This window comes from Cytobacillus sp. MT66, assembly GCF_058792595.1.
This window is the reverse complement of sequence record NZ_JBXAFB010000003.1, coordinates 1-23,376: the sequence shown is the minus strand read 5'-3', so window position 1 is coordinate 23,376 and position 23,376 is coordinate 1. Positions and strand designations below refer to the sequence as shown.

The 23,376-nt window shown below is 41.8% G+C and carries 18 protein-coding genes; 17 read left to right on the top strand and 1 reads right to left on the bottom strand.

From position 1 onward, the window contains the following. Positions 1–284 precede the first annotated feature (284 nt). The 15 genes from AC1Q59_RS06040 to AC1Q59_RS05970 all read left to right on the top strand — a co-directional run bounded on the left by AC1Q59_RS06040 (position 285) and on the right by AC1Q59_RS05970 (position 20,774). Complete coding sequence (locus AC1Q59_RS06040) at positions 285–1,631, top strand: gluconate:H+ symporter (RefSeq protein WP_492365356.1); 1,347 nt, start codon at positions 285–287, stop codon at positions 1,629–1,631. A gap of 195 nt (positions 1,632–1,826) precedes the next feature. Then, entirely contained in the window at positions 1,827–2,642 is an 816-nt protein-coding gene (gene larE, locus AC1Q59_RS06035; RefSeq protein ID WP_492364899.1) for an ATP-dependent sacrificial sulfur transferase LarE, read from the top strand. A 31-nt stretch (positions 2,643–2,673) separates the two neighbouring features. Beyond that, positions 2,674–4,422 (top strand): PrpR N-terminal domain-containing protein, encoded by a 1,749-nt coding sequence (locus AC1Q59_RS06030; protein ID WP_492364898.1) that lies wholly within the window; start codon positions 2,674–2,676, stop codon positions 4,420–4,422. 267 nt (positions 4,423–4,689) lie between these two features. Continuing rightward, complete coding sequence (locus AC1Q59_RS06025) at positions 4,690–5,982, top strand: four-carbon acid sugar kinase family protein (protein ID WP_492365355.1); 1,293 nt, start codon at positions 4,690–4,692, stop codon at positions 5,980–5,982. Positions 5,983–6,027: 45 nt separating this feature from the next. Then, positions 6,028–7,029, top strand: coding sequence for a 4-hydroxythreonine-4-phosphate dehydrogenase PdxA (pdxA, locus tag AC1Q59_RS06020; protein ID WP_492364897.1), 1,002 nt, complete (start codon positions 6,028–6,030; stop codon positions 7,027–7,029). Positions 7,030–7,154: 125 nt separating this feature from the next. Next, positions 7,155–8,411: a nickel pincer cofactor-dependent isomerase, group 22 gene (locus AC1Q59_RS06015; RefSeq protein WP_492364896.1), complete on the top strand. Its 1,257-nt coding sequence runs from the start codon at positions 7,155–7,157 to the stop codon at positions 8,409–8,411. A gap of 248 nt (positions 8,412–8,659) precedes the next feature. Then, the gene (locus tag AC1Q59_RS06010; protein WP_492364895.1) at positions 8,660–9,682 is read left to right on the top strand and encodes an alpha/beta fold hydrolase; all 1,023 of its coding nucleotides are present in this window, start codon (positions 8,660–8,662) and stop codon (positions 9,680–9,682) included. Between the two features lie 92 nt (positions 9,683–9,774). Then, positions 9,775–10,224 (top strand): hypothetical protein, encoded by a 450-nt coding sequence (locus AC1Q59_RS06005; RefSeq protein WP_492364894.1) that lies wholly within the window; start codon positions 9,775–9,777, stop codon positions 10,222–10,224. 99 nt (positions 10,225–10,323) lie between these two features. Continuing rightward, positions 10,324–11,199 (top strand): tetratricopeptide repeat protein, encoded by an 876-nt coding sequence (locus tag AC1Q59_RS06000; protein ID WP_492364893.1) that lies wholly within the window; start codon positions 10,324–10,326, stop codon positions 11,197–11,199. 4 nt (positions 11,200–11,203) lie between these two features. Continuing rightward, positions 11,204–12,562, top strand: a complete 1,359-nt coding sequence (locus AC1Q59_RS05995) for an ATP-binding protein (RefSeq protein WP_492364892.1) — start codon at positions 11,204–11,206, stop codon at positions 12,560–12,562. Between the two features lie 78 nt (positions 12,563–12,640). Next, complete coding sequence (locus tag AC1Q59_RS05990; RefSeq protein ID WP_492364891.1) at positions 12,641–14,698, top strand: efflux RND transporter permease subunit; 2,058 nt, start codon at positions 12,641–12,643, stop codon at positions 14,696–14,698. 1 nt (position 14,699) lies between these two features. After that, complete coding sequence (locus tag AC1Q59_RS05985) at positions 14,700–16,505, top strand: YhgE/Pip domain-containing protein (protein WP_492364890.1); 1,806 nt, start codon at positions 14,700–14,702, stop codon at positions 16,503–16,505. A 414-nt stretch (positions 16,506–16,919) separates the two neighbouring features. Next, complete coding sequence (locus AC1Q59_RS05980) at positions 16,920–18,890, top strand: N-acyl-D-amino-acid deacylase family protein (protein ID WP_492364889.1); 1,971 nt, start codon at positions 16,920–16,922, stop codon at positions 18,888–18,890. Between the two features lie 242 nt (positions 18,891–19,132). Then, positions 19,133–20,071 (top strand): diacylglycerol/lipid kinase family protein, encoded by a 939-nt coding sequence (locus AC1Q59_RS05975; RefSeq protein WP_492364888.1) that lies wholly within the window; start codon positions 19,133–19,135, stop codon positions 20,069–20,071. Positions 20,072–20,096: 25 nt separating this feature from the next. Beyond that, on the top strand, positions 20,097–20,774 hold the full coding sequence (locus AC1Q59_RS05970; RefSeq protein WP_492364887.1) for a M50 family metallopeptidase: 678 nt from the start codon (positions 20,097–20,099) through the stop codon (positions 20,772–20,774). A 96-nt stretch (positions 20,775–20,870) separates the two neighbouring features. Here the strand turns inward: AC1Q59_RS05970 and AC1Q59_RS05965 are convergent, their stop codons facing one another. Continuing rightward, positions 20,871–21,353 (bottom strand): Lrp/AsnC family transcriptional regulator, encoded by a 483-nt coding sequence (locus tag AC1Q59_RS05965; protein ID WP_492364886.1) that lies wholly within the window; start codon positions 21,351–21,353, stop codon positions 20,871–20,873. Between the two features lie 239 nt (positions 21,354–21,592). Between AC1Q59_RS05965 and AC1Q59_RS05960 the strand changes: the two genes are divergently transcribed. Together AC1Q59_RS05960 and AC1Q59_RS05955 are read left to right on the top strand one after the other, a co-directional pair. Next, positions 21,593–22,522, top strand: coding sequence for a DMT family transporter (locus AC1Q59_RS05960; RefSeq protein ID WP_492365354.1), 930 nt, complete (start codon positions 21,593–21,595; stop codon positions 22,520–22,522). Positions 22,523–22,710: 188 nt separating this feature from the next. Beyond that, a complete protein-coding gene (locus tag AC1Q59_RS05955) occupies positions 22,711–23,241 on the top strand; it encodes a hypothetical protein (protein ID WP_492364885.1) in 531 nt (176 codons plus the stop codon). The last annotated feature ends 135 nt before the right edge of the window (positions 23,242–23,376 follow it).

Genomic DNA, 23,376 nt, shown 5'->3' with positions numbered 1-23,376 from the left:
AGGATTATTCTGAACAGTTTAAAATGATAACGTTCACATCGTGATGCGAATATCAACACTATAGCGGATTTTGTAATCTCCTAAGCCTTTGGTGGATAAAAGTGTTGCAAAATAGTAGTACCTTTAGTAGGAAATGGCATTTGTCCTAAACTGCTGTTGATTTTCGTAATGATAAACCAGCCCTCTGCAGGCGGCTTGCCCGCGGAAAGCTTCCGTCTAAAGTTGGCTGATAAGAAGAAAAGATGATTATTCAAAAACTAGAAAACTACTTTGGGGTGACAGCGATGCCTTTAGTTATTATAGCTATTGGGGTACTATTCTTAATAATTTTAATCATGGGTTTCAAATTAAACACATTCGTTTCATTAATCCTTGTTTCATTTGGCGTAGCTTTAGCGCTAGGAATTCCGATGGGCGATGTTGTTAAATCAATTGAAAGCGGTTTAGGCGGAACGCTAGGCCATATTGGATTAATCTTTGGTTTCGGTGCTATGCTTGGACGATTAATCGCAGATTCAGGCGGTGCCAATCGGATTGCGATCACATTAATCGATAAATTTGGCGAAAAAAGAATTCAATGGGCAGTATTGTTCGCATCATTCATTTGCGGAATTGCCTTATTCCTTGAAGTAACCATCGTTTTATTAGTTCCAATTATCTTCTCAATTGCAAAAGAATTAAAAGTATCTATTGTTCATTTAGGTCTTCCAATGGTTACAGCGGCATTAGCAACACATGCGTTCTTGCCTCCGCATCCTGGACCTACGGCTGTTTCAGCTGAATATGGGGCAAATATCGGTTTGGTTTTAGTTTATGGAATTATTGTCGCTATTCCAACCGTTCTTATTGCAGGTATCTGGTATCCGAAAATCGCTAAAAAGATTGTTCCAACTGCCTGGACTAGAGAAGGCAGTGAATCATTTGGCATTCAGAAAACATTTAAGCTTGAAGAAACACCTGGTTTTGGAATCAGTGTATTTACAGCATTATTCCCAGTCATCTTAATGGCGATTGGTGCCATTGTTGATATGATCCAGCCTGCTATGGGATTTGGAGATAATTGGTTCGTCACGTTCATTCGTTTTATTGGTAATTCTTCAACTGCGATGGTGCTTTCATTATTATTTGCCATCTATACAATGGGAATAAGAAGAAAAATTCCAATGAAGCGCTTAATGGATTCTGCTACCGGCGCAATCAATTCTTTAGGAATGCTGTTATTGATTATCGGAGGCGGCGGTGCCTTAAAACAGGTTCTAATTGACGGCGGTGTTGGTGATTATGTTGCTAAACTATTTGAAGGTTCTGCCATGTCACCAGTCCTATTTGCTTGGACAGTTGCAGCTATCCTGCGTATTTGCTTAGGCTCAGGAACAGTAGCTACTTTAACAGCCGCTGGACTAGTTATCCCAACTCTTGGTACTATGCCTGATGTAAACCTTGAACTAGTTGCTCTTGCAACAGGTGCAGGAAGCGCCATTGCTTCACATGTTAATGACGCTGGGTTCTGGATGGTTAAAGAATCACTAGGCATGACCTTAAAAGAAGCTTTTGGAACCTATACGGTACTCTCTACCATCGTTGCACTGGTCGGTTTAGGAGCAACATTAGTGTTAGATATATTTATCTAACAACCAAAAGAAACCATTTTATGAAATCAATAAAATGGTTTCTTTTTTTGTCTGCTCTAATACATTTATATGATGAAACCGCTTTTATTGATGGATAAAATTGTTTATAATTAGGTTAGTGTTGCAAAATGCATAAAGATTAAAAGGGTCAAATACTTGAATACATAAAAACAATAAGGGGCAGGTGGCAAAGGGATGAACGAGAAATACGAAAGACTGCAAGAGATTTTAAAAGAGATGGGGAATGTGGTTGTTGCTTTTTCTGGCGGGGTTGATAGCACGTTTTTATTAAAAGTGGCGGTAGATGTGCTGGGAGCTGACAATGTATTGGCAGTGACAGCCGATTCTGAAACCTACCCTTCCAGCGAATTAGAGGAAGCAAAGAAGCTCGCTAAACTCATCGGTGCGAAACACCAGGTGATTGAAACCTCGGAATTAAGCATTCCAGGATACGCGGAAAATGACCAGAACCGCTGTTATTTCTGTAAAAATGGCTTATTCGAAGAGATCGAACCGATTGTAAGACAAAAGGGTTTCACAAATGTTGTATACGGATTAATTGCCGATGACATGGGTGAACACCGCCCAGGCGTTCGTGCTGCAAGAGAACACGGAGTCCGCGGCCCGCTGCAGGAGGCCAATTTATATAAAGATGAAATTCGCGAGCTTTCCAAGCAACTAAACCTGCCAACTTGGGAAAAGCCATCTTTTGCATGCCTGTCTTCCCGAATTGCTTATGGAGAAAAAATCACGCAAGAAAAATTAACAAAGGTTGAAAAATCTGAAGCCTTTATCAAAAGCCTTGGCATCAGACAAGTGCGCGTCCGGACCCATCAGGAAATCGCCAGGATCGAGGTTGAGCCTCAGGATATGCAGGTGATTTTAGCAAACCATCAAGAAATCATGGAAAATCTCCAGCGGTTCGGATATAAATATGTCACCCTGGATCTTCAAGGCTATGTCAGCGGCAGCATGAATAAAGTGCTTGCCGCAAATGAAACGCGAGTCTAATTGGATGGGGTTTTTGGAAGGTGAAAGGCGAATGATTAAAGCATTGGTCATTGTCCCATACGAGGGACTTTATGAAATAATGAAAGAAGTTGAACATGAAGCAGAAGATTTCCAATTCCATATTGAGCTAGGAAATTTGCACGAAGGAGTCACGATTGCCAAGGAAGCCGAAAATAACGGCTACCATGTGATTATTAGCCGCGGCGGTACTGCATCGCTGATTCAGAAAGCAGTATCCATACCTGTGATCGATATTCCAGTGACAGGCTATGATGTGCTGCGGATTATCACCCTTGTTAAAGGATTTTCCCGGAAAGCAGCCATCGTTGGTTTTTCAAATATTACACAAGGAGCGGCCACGGTAAGCAAGCTTCTGGATTTGAATATGAAAACCATTACGATTACGGAAGAAACAGAGGTTCAAGGGGAATTATTGAATTTAAAAAATGCAGGTTATGAAGTAGTTATCGGAGACGTTATTACTGTAAAAGCTGCGAAACAATTAGGGCTTACAGGTGTCCTGATTACTTCAGGCAAGGAAGCAATTATTGATGCACTTGATGAAGCTAGAAGGTCCTATCACATTTTTTCGCGATTGCAGGAGAATGTTTCTTTGTTTCAGTCCATTCTCGATAGCCAAGAACACGCCATTGCCGTATTCGATATAGAGGAAAAGTTTATTTATGGCAATGGGCGTTTTCATAATGAATTTCAGTGGGTAACCATTGAAAAGCTCGATGAGATAAAAGGGCTCTTACAGGAAACAGGCAGGACACAGGAAAAACAAAGGAAAATCGTTCGGGTTGGCCATACATTGTGGAAAATAACAGCAAGCCCAAAAGATGGAGCAATTGCATTGTTTTTTGAGAAAAATCCGGCGGGCGAAACGATTACAGGTGACAGCTCAGCTGCGATAGAAGTCCATACTTCAGCTTCCAATATACCTTTTACAGGTAAAAGCAAATCAATTCAGCAAGTGTTATTGCAAATTAAAAACTATGGAAAAAGTAAGGAGCCAGTTTGGATAACCGGGGAAAAAGGTTCGGGAAAAGACCTGGCTGCCCGCTCTCTATATATAAGAAGAAAAACGGCGAATGAGCCGTTCATTATTGTGCGCTGTGATTTATTAAAAGAAGACCAGCAGTTGAATACTGACTTTTTTCATCAGCACTCCAATGGAATCGTGTATTTTAAACACATTGATCACTTAAATATAGCTAAGCAAACAGACTTACTAAAGGTAATAAGAAGCATTAAGCTGAACTGGTTTGCATCTTCTGAAAGCAATATCGAAGAAAAGGTCAATCAGGGCACATTCTCATGTGAATTATATGAGAAGCTTGAGCATAATCAGCTTCATATGCCGCCATTAAGAGACCGAAAAGACGATATCGATGATTTAGTGCATGTATTTATTTCGGAACTGCATCCGAAATTTGGCAATAGTGTCGTTGGAATTCGCCAGGACGCTTTAGAGGAGCTTATGAGCTATGACTGGCCAGGAAATGTCGGACAGTTAAAACAGGTTATTGCAGATGTATTTACCCATACTTCTTCATTTTATATTGAGAAGGAAGAGGTTGAAAAAGCTTTAAAACAAGCAGATCAGCCTAAAGAAAAGAAGGATGCAATAACGGCAGGAATCGATATCAGCGGAACATTAGAAGAAATAGAAAAGCAAGTTATCGAAAAAGTCCTTGAAGAGGAAGGGTTTAATCAGTCTAAAGCAGCCAAACGCTTAGGGATTAACCGATCCACATTATGGCGCAAGCTTAAATAGAGCTTGCGTTTTTTATTTTATGTAATTGATGCATAAAACAACATATGTTATTTAAGAAAAAATATATTGCTAAATGCAACAACTTCGTTTATGATTAGTGTTGTTGGAAGCGCTTTGAGGTTTAAACGTAAAAGTGAAATATCCATGGTGCATAATCAAATGAAGCAGTACAAGAAAACTTATCAGACGAACCTGTATAGGTGAATGAAATAAGATGAAAAATAAAAGAATGGATTTGGCTTTTAAAGGGGGGAGAAACCCGTGAGAATGGCGGTTATAGCCGATGATCTGACAGGTGCAAATGACACTGGTGTTCAATTTGCGAAAAAAGGCTTGAACACGACCGTGCTGTTTTCCGATACACCATTACAGCCAAAGCATATGAAGGAAGATGTGATTGTTTTAAATTCGGACAGCCGCGCGTTAAGTATGGAGAAAGCCTATGAAGCGGTCCATCATTTATCTGCACAATTAAAAGAACTCGGTGTTTCCAGGGTTTTTAAAAAAATAGATTCGACGATGCGGGGAAATATTGTTCCAGAGATTGACGCTGTCATGGATGTTTTTCAAATAAAGACGGCATTCGTAGTGCCAGCTTTTCCGAAAAGCGGCCGGACAACGTTAGACGGCTACCATTATGTCAATGACGTGCTCTTAGAAGAGACGGCCATTTCTCGTGACCCTGTCAGTCCTGTAAAAGAAAGCTTCCTGCCAAGGCTGCTTCAGGAACAGGGGAAAAGGAAGGTTGAACTAATTTCCATTTCCGATGTGAGAAAAGGGAAGAACCATCTGATAGGGAAGATGAATCAACTGACTTCAGATGAAAGAATCATTGTCATTGATGCAACAACGGATGAGGAAATGCAGACGATTGCTGATGCGGCTGAATCCTTAAAGGAATCTTTCCTCTGGGTTGGTTCGGCAGGGATTGCTGCCCACCTTTTCAGCGAAGAAGAAAGTAAGGAGCTATCCCATAGCGTTCAGATGCACGACCGGCCTCCGGTGCTGGTTGTTGCAGGCAGTGTCAATCCTATTATTGCATTACAGATTCAAGATCTGAAAGATAACTATAATATAGAAGAAATTATTCTTTCTCCTGAAGAGTTTTTTTATGAAGAGAGAAGACAGCAGGAAATTGAGCGTGCTGTCAATGCAGGTACGGCTCAGCTCGAAAAAGGTGATTTAGTCATTTCGACCAATCGGGAGCGGGAAGTCATTAATCGAATTAAGGAACTTCAGCTGAAACTTGGCCTATCGAATTTCGAGGTAGGTTATACCATTGCCCAATCAATGGGTGAAATTGCCGGTCAAATCATCAAAAGCAAAGAAATTAGCGGGGCTGTTTTAACGGGCGGAGATATTGCTGGAGCCGCCTGCAAGGCCCTAAATGGCGAGGGAATTCGCGTCATTGGCGAAGTGGAAGCAGGGATTCCGTATGGAAAATTATTTGGCGGATTATTCGACGGGATGCAGCTTGTAACGAAAGCAGGTGCATTCGGAACCAAACAGGCCCTTTCCAGAGCACTGCAAACCATTACGGAAGAAAATGCTCAGAATTAACTTTGAGCTTCATTTTATAAATTGTTCACATGGGAGGAAATGAATATGGCTGCTAATAAACCAAGCATCGCAATCACAATGGGGGATCCTTCAGGTGTCGGACCCGAAATTATCGTTAAATCTTTAAATGATAAAAACGTCTATGACAATTGCCGCCCATTCGTTGTCGGCGATCTGAAAATCCTTAAAAGAGCATTAGATGTAACGAATATTGAGCTTCAATTAAATACCATTGAAAGTCCTGAAGAGGCTAAGTGCGAATACGGCACGATCGATATTGTTGATTTGGATCTAGTTTCGGAAGATCTGCCATGGGGCCAGGTGTCACCAGAAGCGGGAAACGCTGCCTTCCGCTATTTGGAAAGGGCGATTGCTTATGCCAATGAGCGAAAGATTCAAGGCATCTGTACAGCACCTTTAAATAAAGAAGCTCTTCACAAAGGTGGCCATGTCTATCCTGGCCACACAGAAATTTTAGCCGAATTAACCAATACAAAAGATTATGCCATGATGCTGTCCGCACCTGGCTTAAGAGTCATTCATGTAACGACACATATCGGCCTGCTTGATGCGATTAATAATATTAATGTTGATCGTCAGTACACAGTCATCAAACTTGCTCATGAAACGCTGAAAAAGGCAGGAATCGAATCACCAAGAATCGCCGTTTGCGGAATTAACCCTCATGCAGGGGAAAATGGCTTGTTTGGCCATGGCGAAGAGGAAGAAAAGATTATTCCTGCTGTTGAAAAAGCACAGGCAGAAGGCATCAATGTCCAAGGTCCGCTGCCGGCAGATACCTTATTCTTTAGAGCAAAACGCGGCGATTTTGATATTGTTGTCGCTCAATATCATGATCAGGGACACGGGCCAATTAAAGTATTAGGTCTGGAAGCTGGCGTCAATATTACAGTCGGTCTGCCAATCATCCGCACAAGCGTAGATCACGGAACTGCATTTGACATCGCCGGAAAAAATATCGCTGATGAGCTGTCTTTAAAAGAAGCCATCCGCATGGCGATTGAATTAGCTCCAAGAGCAGAATAAATCATCTAATTTTAGCAAGAGGTCCGTTCATCGATCTCTTGCTGCCTTTATATTTAATAGAAATTAAGTACATACTTCTAAAATGAAAGTGACCAAACTTAATGTGAGTCTGAAAGGGGACTTTAATGATGGCTTTTCCGAAATTCGCAAAAATAAGACAGAAGTTTGAAGCTGAAAGTATTAAGGACATCCCTGCAACCATCGCAGAACAATTCAACCATGTGCAGGCGGATGAAAAAATAAAGCCTGGTATGGAGATTGCTATTACCTGCGGCAGCCGGGGAATTGCGAATATTCCTTTAATCGTCAAAAGCGTGGCAGACGAAATTAAGAAAAGAGGGGCCACCCCGTTTATTATTCCGGCCATGGGCAGCCACGGCGGGGCAACAGCGGAGGGTCAGGTGGAGATGCTTGCCGGCCTAGGGGTAACGCCTGAATCCTCTGGCTGTGAAATCCGTTCCTCTATGGATGTTGAAGAAGTCGGGTTAACATCTGATGGAATTCCCGTCTACGTGGATAAGCATGCATACAATGCGGATGGAGTCATCGTGATGGGACGTGTCAAGCCGCATACAGATTTCAAGAATAAAGTCGAAAGCGGCGTCTTGAAAATGGCATCGATCGGGATGGGTAAACATAAACAGGCGCTGGCCCTGCACACGTATGGGGTTAAGGGAATCAGCGAAATGATGCCTGAGGTAGGAAAAACGGCCATCAAAAACTCAAATACCCTTTTCGGTGTAGCCATTGTTGAAAATGCCCATGAAGAAACCGCCATCATTGAAGCAATCGAGCCAGACGATATTGAAAAACGGGAAAGAGAATTATTGAAAAAAGCGTTCAAACTGATGCCAAGCCTTCCTGTAGACGAAATCGATATCCTCGTGGTCGATGAAATCGGCAAAAACTACAGCGGAACTGGCATGGATACAAATATCATTGGCCGCATTCGTGTATTAGGCGTAGAAGAACCAAAAACACCGGATATTAAATATGTCATAGCATCAGATGTAAGCGAAGCCAGTCACGGAAACGCGCTCGGCATTGGCTTAGCTGACTTAACCACCAAGCGTTTATTTGAAAAAATTGATTATCAAGCCATGAACGAAAACGTCATTACAAGTACATTCTTAGACCGTGCAAAAATTCCAATCATCCTGGATAACGATCGGGAGGCACTAAAAGCAGCCCTCCGCGCAACCTGGGGAGTTGCCTCAGAAGAAGCAAGAATCGTAAGAATCCCAAACACCCTCCATATCGGAGATTTATACGTATCCGAAGTAATCTTCAACGAATTGAAAGACAAAAAAAACATCGAAATACTACAAGAACCAAAAGAAATGACATTCCAAGCAGACGGATACTTCCCACCGTTCTCCTAGCGGACACGGGGTCACATCAACCTTGTCCGAGGCACTCGCGTGGACACAGGGACAGGCACCTTGTCCGTGGCACTCAGCGTGGACACAGGGACAGGCACCTTGTCCGTGGCACTCAGCACCCAGAGACTGAAGGACAATGAACCTGTCCCCTTGTCCCGCAGCCTAAATCGAAAAGATTTAGGCTCTTTTTTATGTTATGGTATACTAAAACTGTCAGAATTTTACTTAAATTAGAAGGAGCTGATGGTTTGGAGATTACCTATTCGAAAAAAGTGAAACGCTTTAGAAGATTAAAAGTGATTGCTATTACCGTAGTTTTGATCATCATACTTATGCTGATTTCAGGCTCTTTGTTTGAAATGATATCCTATAAAAATATCAAAAATAGCTACCCTCCAGATGGAGTAATGATAAATGTGGGGAACAGAGAAATACATGTGAATATAAAAGGAAATAAAACGAATCTGCCCCCTGTAGTCATTGAAACAGGTACAGGAAACTGGTCTTATGATTGGCAAATCGTTCAGGAAGAGTTATCAAAGCATACTCAAGTGATTACATATGATCGAGCAGGATACGGCTGGAGCGATCCGCCTCCTGATGGTTTTTCTATCGATATGACCATTGACGATTTAAGTAAAATTCTCGAGGTTTCTAACATAAACACCCCTGTGATATTAGTAGGACACTCGGTCGGGGGGATCTACACTCGTCTCTTTGCAGACAAGTATCCAGAAAAGGTTTCTGGATTAATACTTATTGACTCGAGAAATGAGTTGTTTGCAGAACAAGCCCCTGAATTTAATAAAAAGTTTTTCGACACACAAGACCAAACGATGAATGGGATATTATCAAGAATCGGATTAGCGCGGCTGCTGGGGGAAACTATGTTTTCCGATGCCATGCCAGATTACCTTTCCGCCAAAAAGTATGTAAATGTTCAGTGGGATTCTCCATTTTTCAAAGTATTAAATGAAGAAATTCAACAAATAAAAACCGCTGAAAAATCACTCGAAACCACTCATTCTTTGGGCAAAAAGCCTTTAATCATCATGACACCGAGTGAAGCAGATCTCCAGGCTACAGCATTAGGCTTCTCTGAAAAAGAGGAAAATGATCTCAAAAAGAAATGGCTGGAAGCTCAAAAGCAATTGGAGAAATTATCTGCTAATAGTAAATTCATCACAGTGCCAAACAGCAGCCACGCAGTTATGTACGACCAGCCCGAAGCAATTGTGAAGGCCATATTGTCCATGGCCGATGATATGTGAATGGACAGAGAGACAGGCACCTTGTCCGAGCAGCCCAGAAAACCAAGGACAGAGTGCCTGTCCCCGTGTCCCGTATAGGAGGTTTTAAGTAGATGCAGGAAGATCTTTATTCTCCAAGTTTGCAAGGGAGAGAGGTGAGCAACACCAAAAGTTATAATATTGGCAGTCTTTTTATTGTGGCTTTTTTTGGAGGGGTTGTTGGTGTTTCCGTACTCGGTTTGCGGAATGCGAAGTGGCTTCGCCTCGAGCGAAAGTATATTTTGCTTTTACTGGCTGCCAGTGTGAGCCTTTTCGTAATCAATCATTTGATTTTCTTCGCCGTTTCCAATGGGATGATTTCTATGAAAGACTCTTACTTTGACAATATAGCAAAAGGCTTTGGAATCCTGACCTTTATTATCTATTATTTTACCCTGAAAAAGCCTTATAAAGAACATCTCGCCCTTGGTGGTGATACTGAAGTAATGTTTGGCCAAGGGGTCCTATGGATTGTCATTTCGGTTATTATTGAAGTCGCATTTTTACAGATGCTAGGTTTGTAGTAAAAAATGGACGGGGGGACAGGCACCTTGTCCGCGGGGGTCAGAGACCCCAGGACAAAGTGCCTGTCCCCGTGTCCCGCAGGATGGCAGGTGTACAGAATGAGTGAACAGCGAATCATGCCGATTGAAACTATTGAATATTATTTTGGGATTCGGCGATATGACCAAGTTGTTGAGTTTGTGAAGGATGCGTTTGGCGAGCAGGCAGAAAATGCCCGGCTTTGGTATATGCTCGGCTTCAGTAATTACCAATTAGACTTGTATGATGAAGCGGAAGAGCAGCTCATGGAAGCGATAAGACTGGGCATGGAAGAAACAGTCGTTCTGCCAATCCTCGGTCATTTATATATGGAAACCAATCGCTTTCAAAAGGCGGAGGAAGCCTTTTTAGACACCCTACGGCAGAATCCTAATGATGCCCAGACGCATGCGAGCTATGCTTACTTAATGAAAAAAACCGGGTATAGAAAAAAGGCAAAACTGCTAATGAATAAAGCATTAGAACTGGAACCGGAAAACGCACATGTTCTTCGGTATTATTTACGCTTAGAAGGGCTGAATCATAAAAAAAATCAAGAAATCCTGGCTTTAGAGCAATACATGAATTCAGCCGACAGTGAGCTAACCAAACTCATTGTGCTAGGAGTTCATGCATCCCTTCATAAAAAGGTAAAAGAAGCGAGAGAATATTTTCGGCAAGCCTTTCTCTTACAGCCGGAAGACAAAAAACTCCTGTCCATTTTGGAAGAATTGGACATACAGGGGCATCCCTTATTAGCACCAAACCGGCTTGTGGATCGGCTGGGAGGGCCGGCTGTTTTTTGGGCAATCGGCATCGGGATGCTGCTGATCCTGCATTGGTTCGGGCAGGATTTGGCTGGAGCGATCTGGCTCTACGGCTATGTAGGTCTAGCCCTTTATACATGGATTTCTCTGCCGCTTATAAAAATGATTAGGAAGATGAAAAGAAGGTGAAAAAATGGATAAAGTAAAATGGCTCCAGAAAATAGCGGAGCAGCACCCAGACGATCCTGAAGCTCGCTATTGGCTGGGAAAAGAATTAGCGGAAAACTGCCAGTATATAGAAGCCATCCAATCATTGTCTTCTGCAATTTCCCATTGCAGGAATGAGGAACTGAAACTGGAAATAATACACGAACTAACCAGAGTCAGTGTCCATATGCAACAAGGAAAAAGCACGGTAGAATCTGAAAGCATCGAAGTTCACCCGACAATTGCGTTCTCTGCCGAAAGCAACGAAAATCAATTGGAGGAAGCGGTCTCCTCGAAAAGCATCGAAAATCATCCGGTGGAATCCGCCTCTTCCAAAAACATCGAAGTTCACCCGACGGAAGCGGTCCCCACCGATAGACCAGCCAACCCGAAGACTGAACCGCAGACAAAAATGAAAAAAATTCAATCTCACCTAAAGGTTATCGATGGCCATCAAACCAAACCCTCTATGGGACAGAAACAGAATGCAGTTACATTTGCCGATGTAGCGGGTCTTGAGGAGTTAAAAAAGACGATTCACCTGCGCATTATCAGCCCATTTTTCAACAAGGGCTTGTTTGCAAAGTTCCGTAAAAAAGTCGGTGGCGGCGTTCTTCTCTATGGACCTCCGGGCTGCGGGAAAACTTTTATCGCAAGAGCCACCGCAGGGGAATGTCATGCCCAGTTTTACCCTGTTCGGATTACGGATATCCTAGACCCGTATATAGGTGTTAGTGAACGGAATTTAAAAGAGATGTTTGACAAAGCTCGTTTGCAAAAACCTAGTATTCTCTTTTTTGATGAGGTCGACACGATTGGATTTAGCCGCTCCAAATCTCATTATGCTGCTAGAGGAGTAATCGATACTTTTTTATCAGAAATGGAAGGAATTGATACAAGTACGGATGAAGTGCTCGTGATGGCGGCAACCAATACACCATGGGATGTCGATCAGGCACTTAAGCGGCCAGGTCGATTTGACCGGTTAATTTTTGTTGCCCCGCCAGATCAACAAGCAAGAGAACAAATTTTCAAGTTAAAGCTTCAAGGAAGATTGGCAGAAGAAATCGATACAGCCAAGCTGGCTGCACTGACTGAATTTTTCTCCGGGGCGGATATCGAAAATATCGTTGAACTGGCATCGGAACATTTAATAGAAGAAATTTTAGCCACAGGGGTGGAACGGCCGCTGAACACAGATGATTTACTGCAAGCCCTGGAAGACCAGCAACCTTCCACATTAGAGTGGCTCCGTACCGCAAAAAACTATGTCAAATATGCAAACCAGACTGGCCTTTATAATGATGTTGAAAAATACCTGCGTACACATAGCAGGAAACTTTAGGGACAAGGTGCCTGTCCCCTTGTCCTTCTTTATATAATAATAAAGTGAAAGTCTGAAAGTCTCAAGAGAGGATGAATCGTGATAAATATTGCAGCACGTATCATAAGACATAAAAAAGCAGTTGTCTTGGTGTTTGCGCTGGTTGCGATTATCTGTACGGCGGCACAGTTTTTTGTGCCGGTCAACTATAATATGGTTGATTATTTGCCGGAAGATGCTCAATCCACACAAGCACTGGATGTCATGGAAAGTGAGTTTACCGCTTCGATTCCCAATACAAGGGTCATGGTGCCAGACGTAACCTTACAGGAAGCACTTATGTATAAAGAAAAACTGTCTGCCATTGACGGAGTTTCCGATGTGATATGGCTAGATGATGTCGTTGATTTAAAAACCCCATTGGAAATGGCTGATCAAGAGACAGTAGAAACCTACTACAAAGATGGATCTGCCTTGTTTACTATCGGAGTTCGCGCCGGTGATGAAGTAGAAATTACCGATGCGATTTATGAAACAATCGGTGAGAAAGGTGCTATTTCAGGTGAAGCGATAAACACAGCAACCTCACAGAAAATGGCGGGCACGGAGTCCTTATATGCAGCCTTATTACTCGTTCCGATCATTATATTTATCCTGGTGATCTCAACGAATTCATGGATAGAACCGCTTTTTTTCCTGACAGCCATCGGTGTGTCTGTTCTGATTAACTTAGGAACGAACATATTTATCGGAGAAATTTCCTTCGTCACCCAGTCCGTTTCTCCTATCTTACAGTTAGCTGTTTCACTGGATTATGCCGTCTTTTTACTTCATAGTTTTAATGATTACCGGAAGACAGCCGGTAACCCGGAAGAAGCAATGCGGCTTGCGATGAAAAAATCATTTCCTGCGGTTACCGCCAGTGCAGCTACCACCTTCTTTGGCTTCATTGCCCTAACATTTATGAATTTTCAAATCGGCTCTGATCTCGGCTTGAACTTGGTAAAAGGAATTGTTCTAAGTTTTATTAGTGTAATGGTGTTCTTGCCAGCCTTAACGCTATTGCTTTATAAATGGATCGATAAAACCGAGCATAAAAGCTTTATCCCAAGCTTTGAGGGAATTGGAAGGTTTGTGCTAAAACTGCGAATTCCCGTCCTGATTCTTGTGTTTATCATTCTGATTCCTTCCTATTTAGCACAAAGCAATACCACATTTACCTATGGTCTTGGCGAACTTCCGGAATCATCGCGTGCGGGCAGTGATTTTCTTAAGATTAAAGAAACCTTTGGTGAAACGACGCCAATTGTCCTTTTAGTGCCTAAAGGCGATGCAGCCAAAGAGACGGAGCTCGTCAATGAGCTAGAAGAGCTTGATTATGTGACAAATGTGATAGCCTATGTGAATATGGTCGGTTCAGTGATTCCGCCTGAATATCTGGATAAATCGATAACAAATGAATTTTATTCGGACAACTATAGCCGAATTGTAGTCAATACGAATCAGGGAACAGAAGGGGAGATTCCTTTTTCAATCGTAAAAAAAGTACAGAAGACAGCTGAGCAATATTACGGTGATCAAACGCTTAGTTTAGGGGAAAGTGTTACCTTATATGACATTAAAACGACTGTGACAAAAGACAATATTATTGTTAACGTGCTAACTATTGGGACGATTGCCTTAGTGCTGCTGGTAACTTTCAAATCGATTTCTCTCCCGGTGATCCTGTTATTAACCATCCAGTCATCCGTTTGGATAAACCTGTCAATCCCTTACTTTACCAATATACCATTGGTATTTGTAGGATACTTGATTGTCAGTACAGTACAGCTGGCAGCAACGGTCGATTATGGGATTTTACTGACAGAGGAATACCAGCATCATCGTAAAAATATGTCTGCCGTAAAAGCAATAATGAAGACATTGGATGAAAAAACATTCTCCATCTCCATATCGGCTGCGATTCTATCAAGTGTTGGGTTTATTTTATGGATCACGTCATCGAATCCGATTGTATCTTCGATTGGGTTATTGTTAGGCAGAGGTGCTCTGCTAGCCTTTGTGATGGTTGTCCTATTATTGCCAGCCCTGCTCGTGGTATTCGATAAGCTGATTAAGAAATCCACTTATCAAGCAAATTATTATGAGGAGAAATGATATGAGAAAAAAACAAGTACTGCCAGCTGTGATTGCTGCGTTCCTGCTCTTCCCGTCATTTCTTGTAAAAGCTGATTCTGCGGATCAAGCGGAAGCTAAAAATGTGGACGGGAAACTGGCTTCTAAAGATGAAGTGGTATACGCAACATTAAATGCTGCTGGTGATTTAGAAGAAATTTATGTTGTAAATACCTTAGATGTCGTGCAGGCTGGTGAAATTCTCGACTACGGGAATTATCGCAGCATTAAGAACTTAACTGATTTATCAGAGCTTGCCAAAGAGGGGCAAACAGTTCGCATGCAGGCTCCAGAAGGGAAGTTCTACTATCAGGGAAATATGAGTGAAGATACAGAATTGCCATGGAATCTTGCCGTTTCCTACTTTTTGGATGGGAAAAAAGTATCCCCAGCGGAGCTCGCAGGAAAAAGTGGTCATCTGAAAATTAGCATAGAGACGTCGGCGAATACAGACGTGGATCCAGTATTTTATGAAAATTACCTTTTACAGATTTCTCTGCAGCTGCAAAATAAATATGAAAACATCGAGGCAACAGGCGGGATGATGGCAAACGCAGGGAAAAATAAGCAAATTTCCTTCACAGTTATGCCTGGGCAAGATGAAGACTTTAGTGTTGACGCCGATGTAGGGGATTTTGAATTCAACGGGATTGAAATCGCAGCCGTCCCATCCACACTTCCCATTGATACAGCAAAAATGGACAACATGACCGATGACATGGGGAAATTATCAGATGCGATCAGAGATGTAAATAATGGTGTGAATGAATTGGAAGAAGGTGTGATCCAATTAAATAAAGGAGCATCATCACTAAAAGATGGTTCTGCACAATATAGGAACGGAATGAACGATATCAAGGGAGCGTCAGGTAAGATTGTCGCTGGATCAAATGCCATTGGCGGCGCGCTAAAAACAATCAGCACTTCCTTAGCAGCTGATTCAGATGGCGTGGATCTGACCAAACTAGGTGAATTGCCAGCAGGTCTAACCCAATTAGCCAATGGTCTTGCTGAAACAGCCAAAGGAATCACGGCTTTGCGGGAAGGCTACGAACAAGCATATACTGCATTAGATGGCGCCATTGCATCGATTCCTGCTCAGCAGGTGACGGAGGAAGAAATAGCGGGGCTGTATGCAAGTGGCGCCAATACCGATGTGCTTGATCGATTGGTTGCCTTTTATACAGCTGGACAAAAAATTAAAGAAACCTATTCCGTGACGAAAAAGGCTTTTGCAGCAGTGGAACCGACCTTGAACGAAACTACCAGCGCCTTGCAGCAGATGAGTGGTTCACTGACGTCTACTGCCAATGAGCTATCATCATCTCTATCAGAGATGGATATGAGTGGGCTAGGAGAATTGCAAAAAGGTATTGCGACACTAGCAGCAAATTACGAAGAGTTTCATTCAGGACTGGTTGGCTATACCGAGGGAGTAAATAAATTATCTGATTCCTATAACAAGATCCATGCAGGCATCACTGGTCTATCAGGCGGAACAGGTGAATTAGCCAATGGTGTCGGTGAACTGCACAATGGAACAACCCAATTATACGAAGAAACCAAAAACCTGCCACAGCAAATGCAGGAAGAAATCAATCAAATGATCCAAGAATACGATAAATCAGACTTTAAACCCGTTTCATTCGTTTCATCTAAAAATGAAAAAATCCACTCAGTGCAATTCGTCATTAAAACCGACAGCATCCAAAAGGAAGAACCAAAACCAAAACAAGCAAAACCAGAAAAAGAAAAAGGCTTCTGGCAGCTATTGCTAGACTTATTTTAGGGACAAGGGGACAGGCACCTTGTCCTTTTTTTTGTTGTGTTAGTGCCGGAAAAAGTGAGTAGCCTGGCAAACGGTAACAAATAAGCGATGTTAGTGCCTGAAAAAAAGAGTAGCCCGGCGAAACGGTAACAAATCTATGATGTTAGTGCCGGAAAAGGAGCGAGCCCCCGCGAAAAGGTAACAAATCCACGATGTTAGTGCCCCAAAAAGTGAGCAATGCTGCCATGCGATAACTAGTAATCTATCAAATTTTTCATGTTACTTTCCTCTCAAAAAGAAAATTGAATAAATGGTCATACCCTAAAAAGACATATTAGCGAAATAGATAAAATACTTTTAATTAGTGGAAAATATTAGAAAGGAGAGACCCTTGTATACATAGGGGGAATTTCATTTTCTACAGGAGGGGAAAGGGTGAAAAGAAAAAAGATTCGTACGCTTTTAACGGCAGCGGTATTGGCTGCCGGCTGTTTACTGCCGATTAATCAGACCGCCACGGCTACGGTAAATGAACCGGAATATGACGTGATCCTAAAAAATGGAACGATTGCTGATGGAACGGGGGCACCATCTTATCAAGCGGATATCGGTGTGAAAAATGGCTTTATTTACGAAATTGGGGATCTTTCTAAAGAAAACGCAATTGATATCGTGGACGTGAAGGGGCTTGTGGTGGCACCTGGTTTTATCGATATCCACAGCCATGCAGAAGAGAAGCATCTTCCAACCGCAAAAAGTTCACTTACACAAGGTGTGACGACTGAGATATTGAATCCCGACGGTTTTGGCAGTGCGGATATTACGGAAAAATTTAAGCTGAAGGAAAACGGTTTAGCGATCAATATCGGCGCGTACCTTGGATTTAATGCCGTATGGGAAGAAGTAGTCGGGGAAAGTGACCGCCGGCCGACGGATGCGGAATTTAAAGAGATGCAGCAATTAATTGAAAAAGGCATGCAGGACGGTGCCTGGGGAATTTCATCCGGCTTAACCTATACTCCGGGAGCATTTGCAAAAACAGAAGAGATTATCGAGGTGGTAAAGGCTGCCAAACAATGGCGAACAAACTTCCCCAGCCACATAAGAAATGAAAATGATCAGGTTCTTGAGGCGACAGCTGAAATCATCGAAATTGGCGAAAAGGCTGGTTTAGTGCCGATTATTACCCACATGAAGGTCATGGGGCCGGACAACTGGGGGAAATCCAAACAGACAATCGGTTTGATTGAAGACGCTATTAAAAGAGGAACCTACGCCGCTGCCGACGTGTACCCATATTTAGCAAGCCAGACAGGAATTACTGCTATTGTTCCAAACTGGGCTGAAGACGGCGGCCATCAGGCCATGCTTGACCGCTTCAAGGATGAGGCGCAGCGCGCACAAATTATCGAGGAAATTCATGAACTAATTTTAAGCAGAGGCGAAAGTGCCGCCGATGTATACTTCCCGACAAAGAGACAAACATTGCAGGAACTTGCTGACAGTCAAGTAGTTAGCCCAGGTGAAGCGGTTATAAGAATCATAGAATCAGAAGGAAATATCAGGACGATTTATTATTTTGGCGATGAAGAAGATTTTAAAAGAATCCTGCAAAACCCGACAACAGCGATAGCCTCAGATGGAGGAGTAAGCGAATCAGAGAGCATCCACCCTAGAAGATACGGAACACAGCCGAGAGTTCTTGGCCAATTTGTCAGAGAAGAGGGCCTGTTAAAAATAGAAGAGGCAGTATTCAAAATGACAGGCTTGCCGGCCACAATGATCGGGATGACAGACAGGGGATTAATAAAAGAAGGTATGGCAGCGGATATAACCGTGTTTGATCCAAAAACAGTCACTGATACAGCCACCTTTGATCAGCCAAAGCAATATGCCGAAGGGATCAAGCTTGTTTATGTGAACGGAAAGCTGGCGCAAAGAGATGGAGAATTAACTGCGGTAAAGGCAGGAAAGGTGCTGAAACGCACAGGAAATATGCCGACAAGGCCAGAGTCATTTAGTAAAAATGCAAAAATTGAACTGAAAGGAAAACTCCAGGATGTAAATCCGCCGCGCAAAGGCAAAAAAGCGGACATTACTTTATCAATTACCCAGCAAGCTCATGGAATCTCCAACGGAACCCTTTCATTTGAAGACAAGGCAAACGGGGTAAGCATCGAGCATGCCAAGCTTGGCCAGGTACAAACATTTGGTGACAGCTGGGCTACCATATCTGGGGTTGGCACTGTCAATCATTCAAAAATGGTAAAAGCTTTTACAATCATAATCGAGAAAAACGATCCAATGACCGTCGGCAATCAAGCAACATTGACCATTCAAATCGAGGATGATTACGAATATAAAGGGCTGCTTGTACCAAATAAAGTTGATATACAGGCGGACTGAGAAGAGCTAAAGGATATATGTATTACAAGGCAAATCACGCTAGCGGGGCGGTGGTTTGCCTTTGTTTTTTGCAACATAATGTGGTGAAACCACTGAGAGTACCCAATAGTTCTAAACAGCCGAAACCTATGATAAACTCAAACTATCGAACTATCCAAAAATTAATTTTTAAAAAAGTGGGGATGACGGGTGGGGGTTAAGCATTCGAGAAATAACTATATTGGTATGTTTTGGGTCAGAATATGAAACCATTCATTTTTATCATAAACGAAAAAGCAGGAAATGGTACGGACAAAAAGGTGTGGAATAAGCTAAAGAATGAGCTTGAGCAAAAGAAAATAAACTATCAGGCTTTTTATACAGAGCACCCAGGCCACGCAGAGGAATTGGCAAAACAGATCTGTTTAGAATATAAAACTAACATAAAGGCTATAATTGCTGTTGGCGGTGACGGAACCATGCATGAGGTTGTCAATGGAATCGCAGGTAACCCGACAGTAAAGGCAGGGTTTATCCCTGCAGGTTCAGGCAATGATTTTTCACGAGGCTTTCGTGTGCCAAAGTCTCCGTATGAAGCATTGGCCTTCATATTAAAAAATAGACCCAATAGAGATCAGCTTTTTGATATTGGTAAGTGTAGGGTTGAGGGACTCTCCAAAAATAAATATTTCGTAAATAGCATAGGCACGGGATTTGATGCAGCTGTTTCAAAATTAACAAATGAATCGAAAATAAAGAAGTATTTGAATAAGTTTGGCTTAGGCTCACTTGCGTATGCTGGTGCAGTCATTCGGCTTCTTTTTACCTATAAATTAACGAACTTGGCCGTGGAAGTCGATGGGGTACCGTACAGGTATGAGAGGGTGTGGTTTGCAACGGTTTCCAATCAGCCCTACTACGGCGGGGGGATGAAAATAGCTCCTCAGGCTAAAACCACAGACGGGCTTCTGGATGTTACAATCGTTTATAATCTTTCAAGACTAAAGCTCTTATTCGTTTTTGTCACAGTGTTTTTTGGCAGTCATACCCGATTTAAGGAAGTCGCTTTGCATCAGGGGGCAAGAATTTCAATAGATTCTGAGGATAAAAGGCTAGTACATGCTGATGGCGAGCTCATTGGACATACCCCATTAACAGCAGAAGTGCAGCATGGTGTCATGCCTTTTTGGGTAAAATCATAGGGAATCCTAAACGAGGTGTCTTGGATTGAAATTATTGAAAGAAAAATCAAGCTCGAAATTTTTTATGTTTATTATCTTGACGATGATCTTATTGAATATTCCTATATTCGGCACCTATATTAAGGTCATAAATACGGTCATACATGAATCAGGTCATGCACTAATGGCTCTGTTAGGCGGCAAGGTTCATCACATTTCTTTATTTATGAACACTGAAGGCGTGACGTACACCAGCCATACTGGCTGGTTTGGCGGATTTTTTACGGGTATTTCCGGTTATGTTTTTTCTTCCTTCTTTGCCTTTTTAGCATTTTGGCTTATCAGCAGAAAAAAATATAAAGTGCTCATTGCCATATTGCTTATATTTATTGGTATTAATATTATCTTTTGGGTGCGTAATTTCTACGGCATTTTTTGGCTAGTATCCTTTGGAGCGCTGTTTTTGCTGCTGCTATATAAAGGTTCAGGCGCCTTTGTCCAATACTTCTTACTATTTATCGCAAGTGTTCTTTTAGTGGAATCGATATCCTCCTCATATACAATTATGCTATTAAGTTTTATGCAGCCATCTGCAGCAGGGGACGCAACCGGACTGGCCAAAGCCACAATGATTATTCCTGCCCAGCTTTGGGGCATCCTCTTTTTCTGCCAGGCATTAGGTTTCTTTTTTGCAGGACTCAAATCGGGCGCGTACCGGGTATAGGTAGGAACAGGCCCCCTGTCCTTCCAGTAGGACAGGGGGACAGGCACCTTGTCCTTCCAGGAAAACCCAGGACAGAGTGCCTGTCCCTCTGTCCTCCTAGAAATTTTTTTGAATAGGCAATACGGTGGAATATTTAATTTCTCTTAGTGCTAAGCTAGTTTGAATCCTTGTTACGCCAAGCCTGTTTAATTTTCTAATAAATTCCTCTAATTCCCTGCGGTCTTTGTTGGCTACTTTTAGAAGATAGTCATATTCTCCGGTTAGGCAATGACACTCTAAAACTTCGGGAATTGCCGCCAAGGATTTCTCTAAATCTTCCAGCTTCTCCGTTTGATGTATATTTGTACTTATAAAAATAAAAGATAATAAATCAAACCCCAACTTCTCTTGATTTAAAAGAACAGCATGGCGATTAATATAGCCTTCATTCTCTAATCTTTTTATCCGTGCATGAGTAGCTGGCGGAGACAGATTCACCCGCTTCGCAATTTCAGAATTGCTTACCTGTCCGGCATTTTGCAGAATATCTAAGATTTGCAAATCCACATCATCAAGGATTTTACTAACGATAGATTCCACTGATTTCCACTCCTTTCAGTCCTTCTTTTATTCTTAAAAAATACTAATAAAAACTGAATTTTATTTTGTTGTTGAGACTATTTACTTACAATAATATCAAATTTATTCAATTATACAGAAACAAATAATGTTTTTGGAAGAGCGGTGTTAAAATTATTAAAAATGAATAATGTTCACCGCGGAAAAATGGCTAAAAGGCGCTTAAAACGGTGATAGTTGAAGAAGGGGCTATGAAGGAAATGCCAATTAAGTATTATGTGTTGCTGCTTTTAACTTGTTTCTTTTGGGCAGGGAATTTTGTTGTCAGTAAATCCCTAGTTGAACATGCTTCACCAATAACCTTAACGGCCCTAAGGTGGCTGATTGCAGTCGTTTGTCTTGTACCACTTGTATGGTGGAAGGAGAAAAAGCTTCTGCCGCCGAAAAAGGCAATCCTACCGCTGTTTTTAATGGGGTTAACAGGTGTTGTGCTATTTAACCTTTTGCAATTTTTAGCATTAGAGCATACAACTGCAACAAATGTGGGCTTAATTTCTACGTTAAATATGCTTTCCATCGCCGTTTGTTCATTTATATTTTTGAAAGAAAAAATGAATGGGCTGCAAATTATTTCAATGATTCTATCCCTTTTCGGTGTCATTCTTGTCCTGTCAAAAGGGAAAATAGACTACTTGCTTTCATTGAATTTTAATAGAGGAGATTTATGGATGATAGCTGCTGTATGTGTATGGGGGATCTACACGATTTGCAGCAAATGGGCAATGACGAAAACGTCAGCATTAATGTCTACTTTATATTCTGCTGTTTTCGGATTGATTGTTCTCCTGCCTTTGAGTGTCCCTAATTTTACCGTTACCAATATCAGTCCTTCTTTCGTCATTTCTATTCTTTATACAGGAGTCCTTTCTACAGTAGTCTGTATGCTGCTCTGGAATATTTGCGTTCAAAATGTAGGGTCAACGACATCAGGCGTATTTTTAAATTTTAATCCAATCTTTACGGCCATCTTAGCCTTCATTTTCTTAGGCGAACAATTGACCTGGATACAAGGAATAGGCAGCATCATCGTCATAACAGGCTGCTACCTATTCTCAACCTTCGCCAGACGTGGACAGGGGGACAGGCACCTTGTCCTTCCAGGTAATCCCAGTGGATCACACACACAGTGAACCATTGTCCTCCAACCCGAAGATCTCTCCGGCATATGTCCGAGAGACTTCGGTTTTTTTTTCTTAAATAACCTGCCAAATTAACAACAAATAAATAATGAAAAACGATATAAATTTATTGTAAAACAATAAATTAGGCGTTATTATATGGGTAATGGTTTAACAGAAACCTTTACCGGAGGGATCGTATGACGTCGATTTTATTTATTGGCCTGCTTGGAGTGTTATTTGTTATAGTCTTTAAAAGACCCATATTAGGCAATCTTGGAAGGAATAATAAATGGGTACATAAGTTAAAAAATGTAAAATGGTTTCAAAATCATTGGTTAGCTGGACTATTCTTATTTGTGATGAATGCCGTCCTGTTTCTTTTAACGGGCATTGTGCTTCGTATATTGGGGTATTTTGTCATTCCATATGTCCACTTACTTATCATGTTTCTTGCTGTAATCGGCAGCATTTATTTATGGGGATTAATACATAATGCTTGGGAGGGTTCCAAAAGAAACCGTATGAAATTGGGGGCTCTTGGAAGCAGTTTTTACATGCTTTTGACTTTCACTTTTGTTTATTGGTTTGTGACCCTAAGACCTTCTTATCCAGGTGAGGATACCTTTATGAGGGCAATTAGCTTACTTTTCGCTATTATTGTTGCAGCAGTTGCCTTTATTACTTGCTTTATAATGACGGGATTTTCTAAAAAGAAGGAAGTAATTTAATAAAGGACAGGGGGACAGGCACTCTGTCCTTGGGTTTTTCTGGAAGGACAAGGTGCCTGTGAACTATACCCCATAAAATGGACAGTTAAATAAAGGGACTTATGATGCCAACAGATGACTTCGGTATTGGACTGG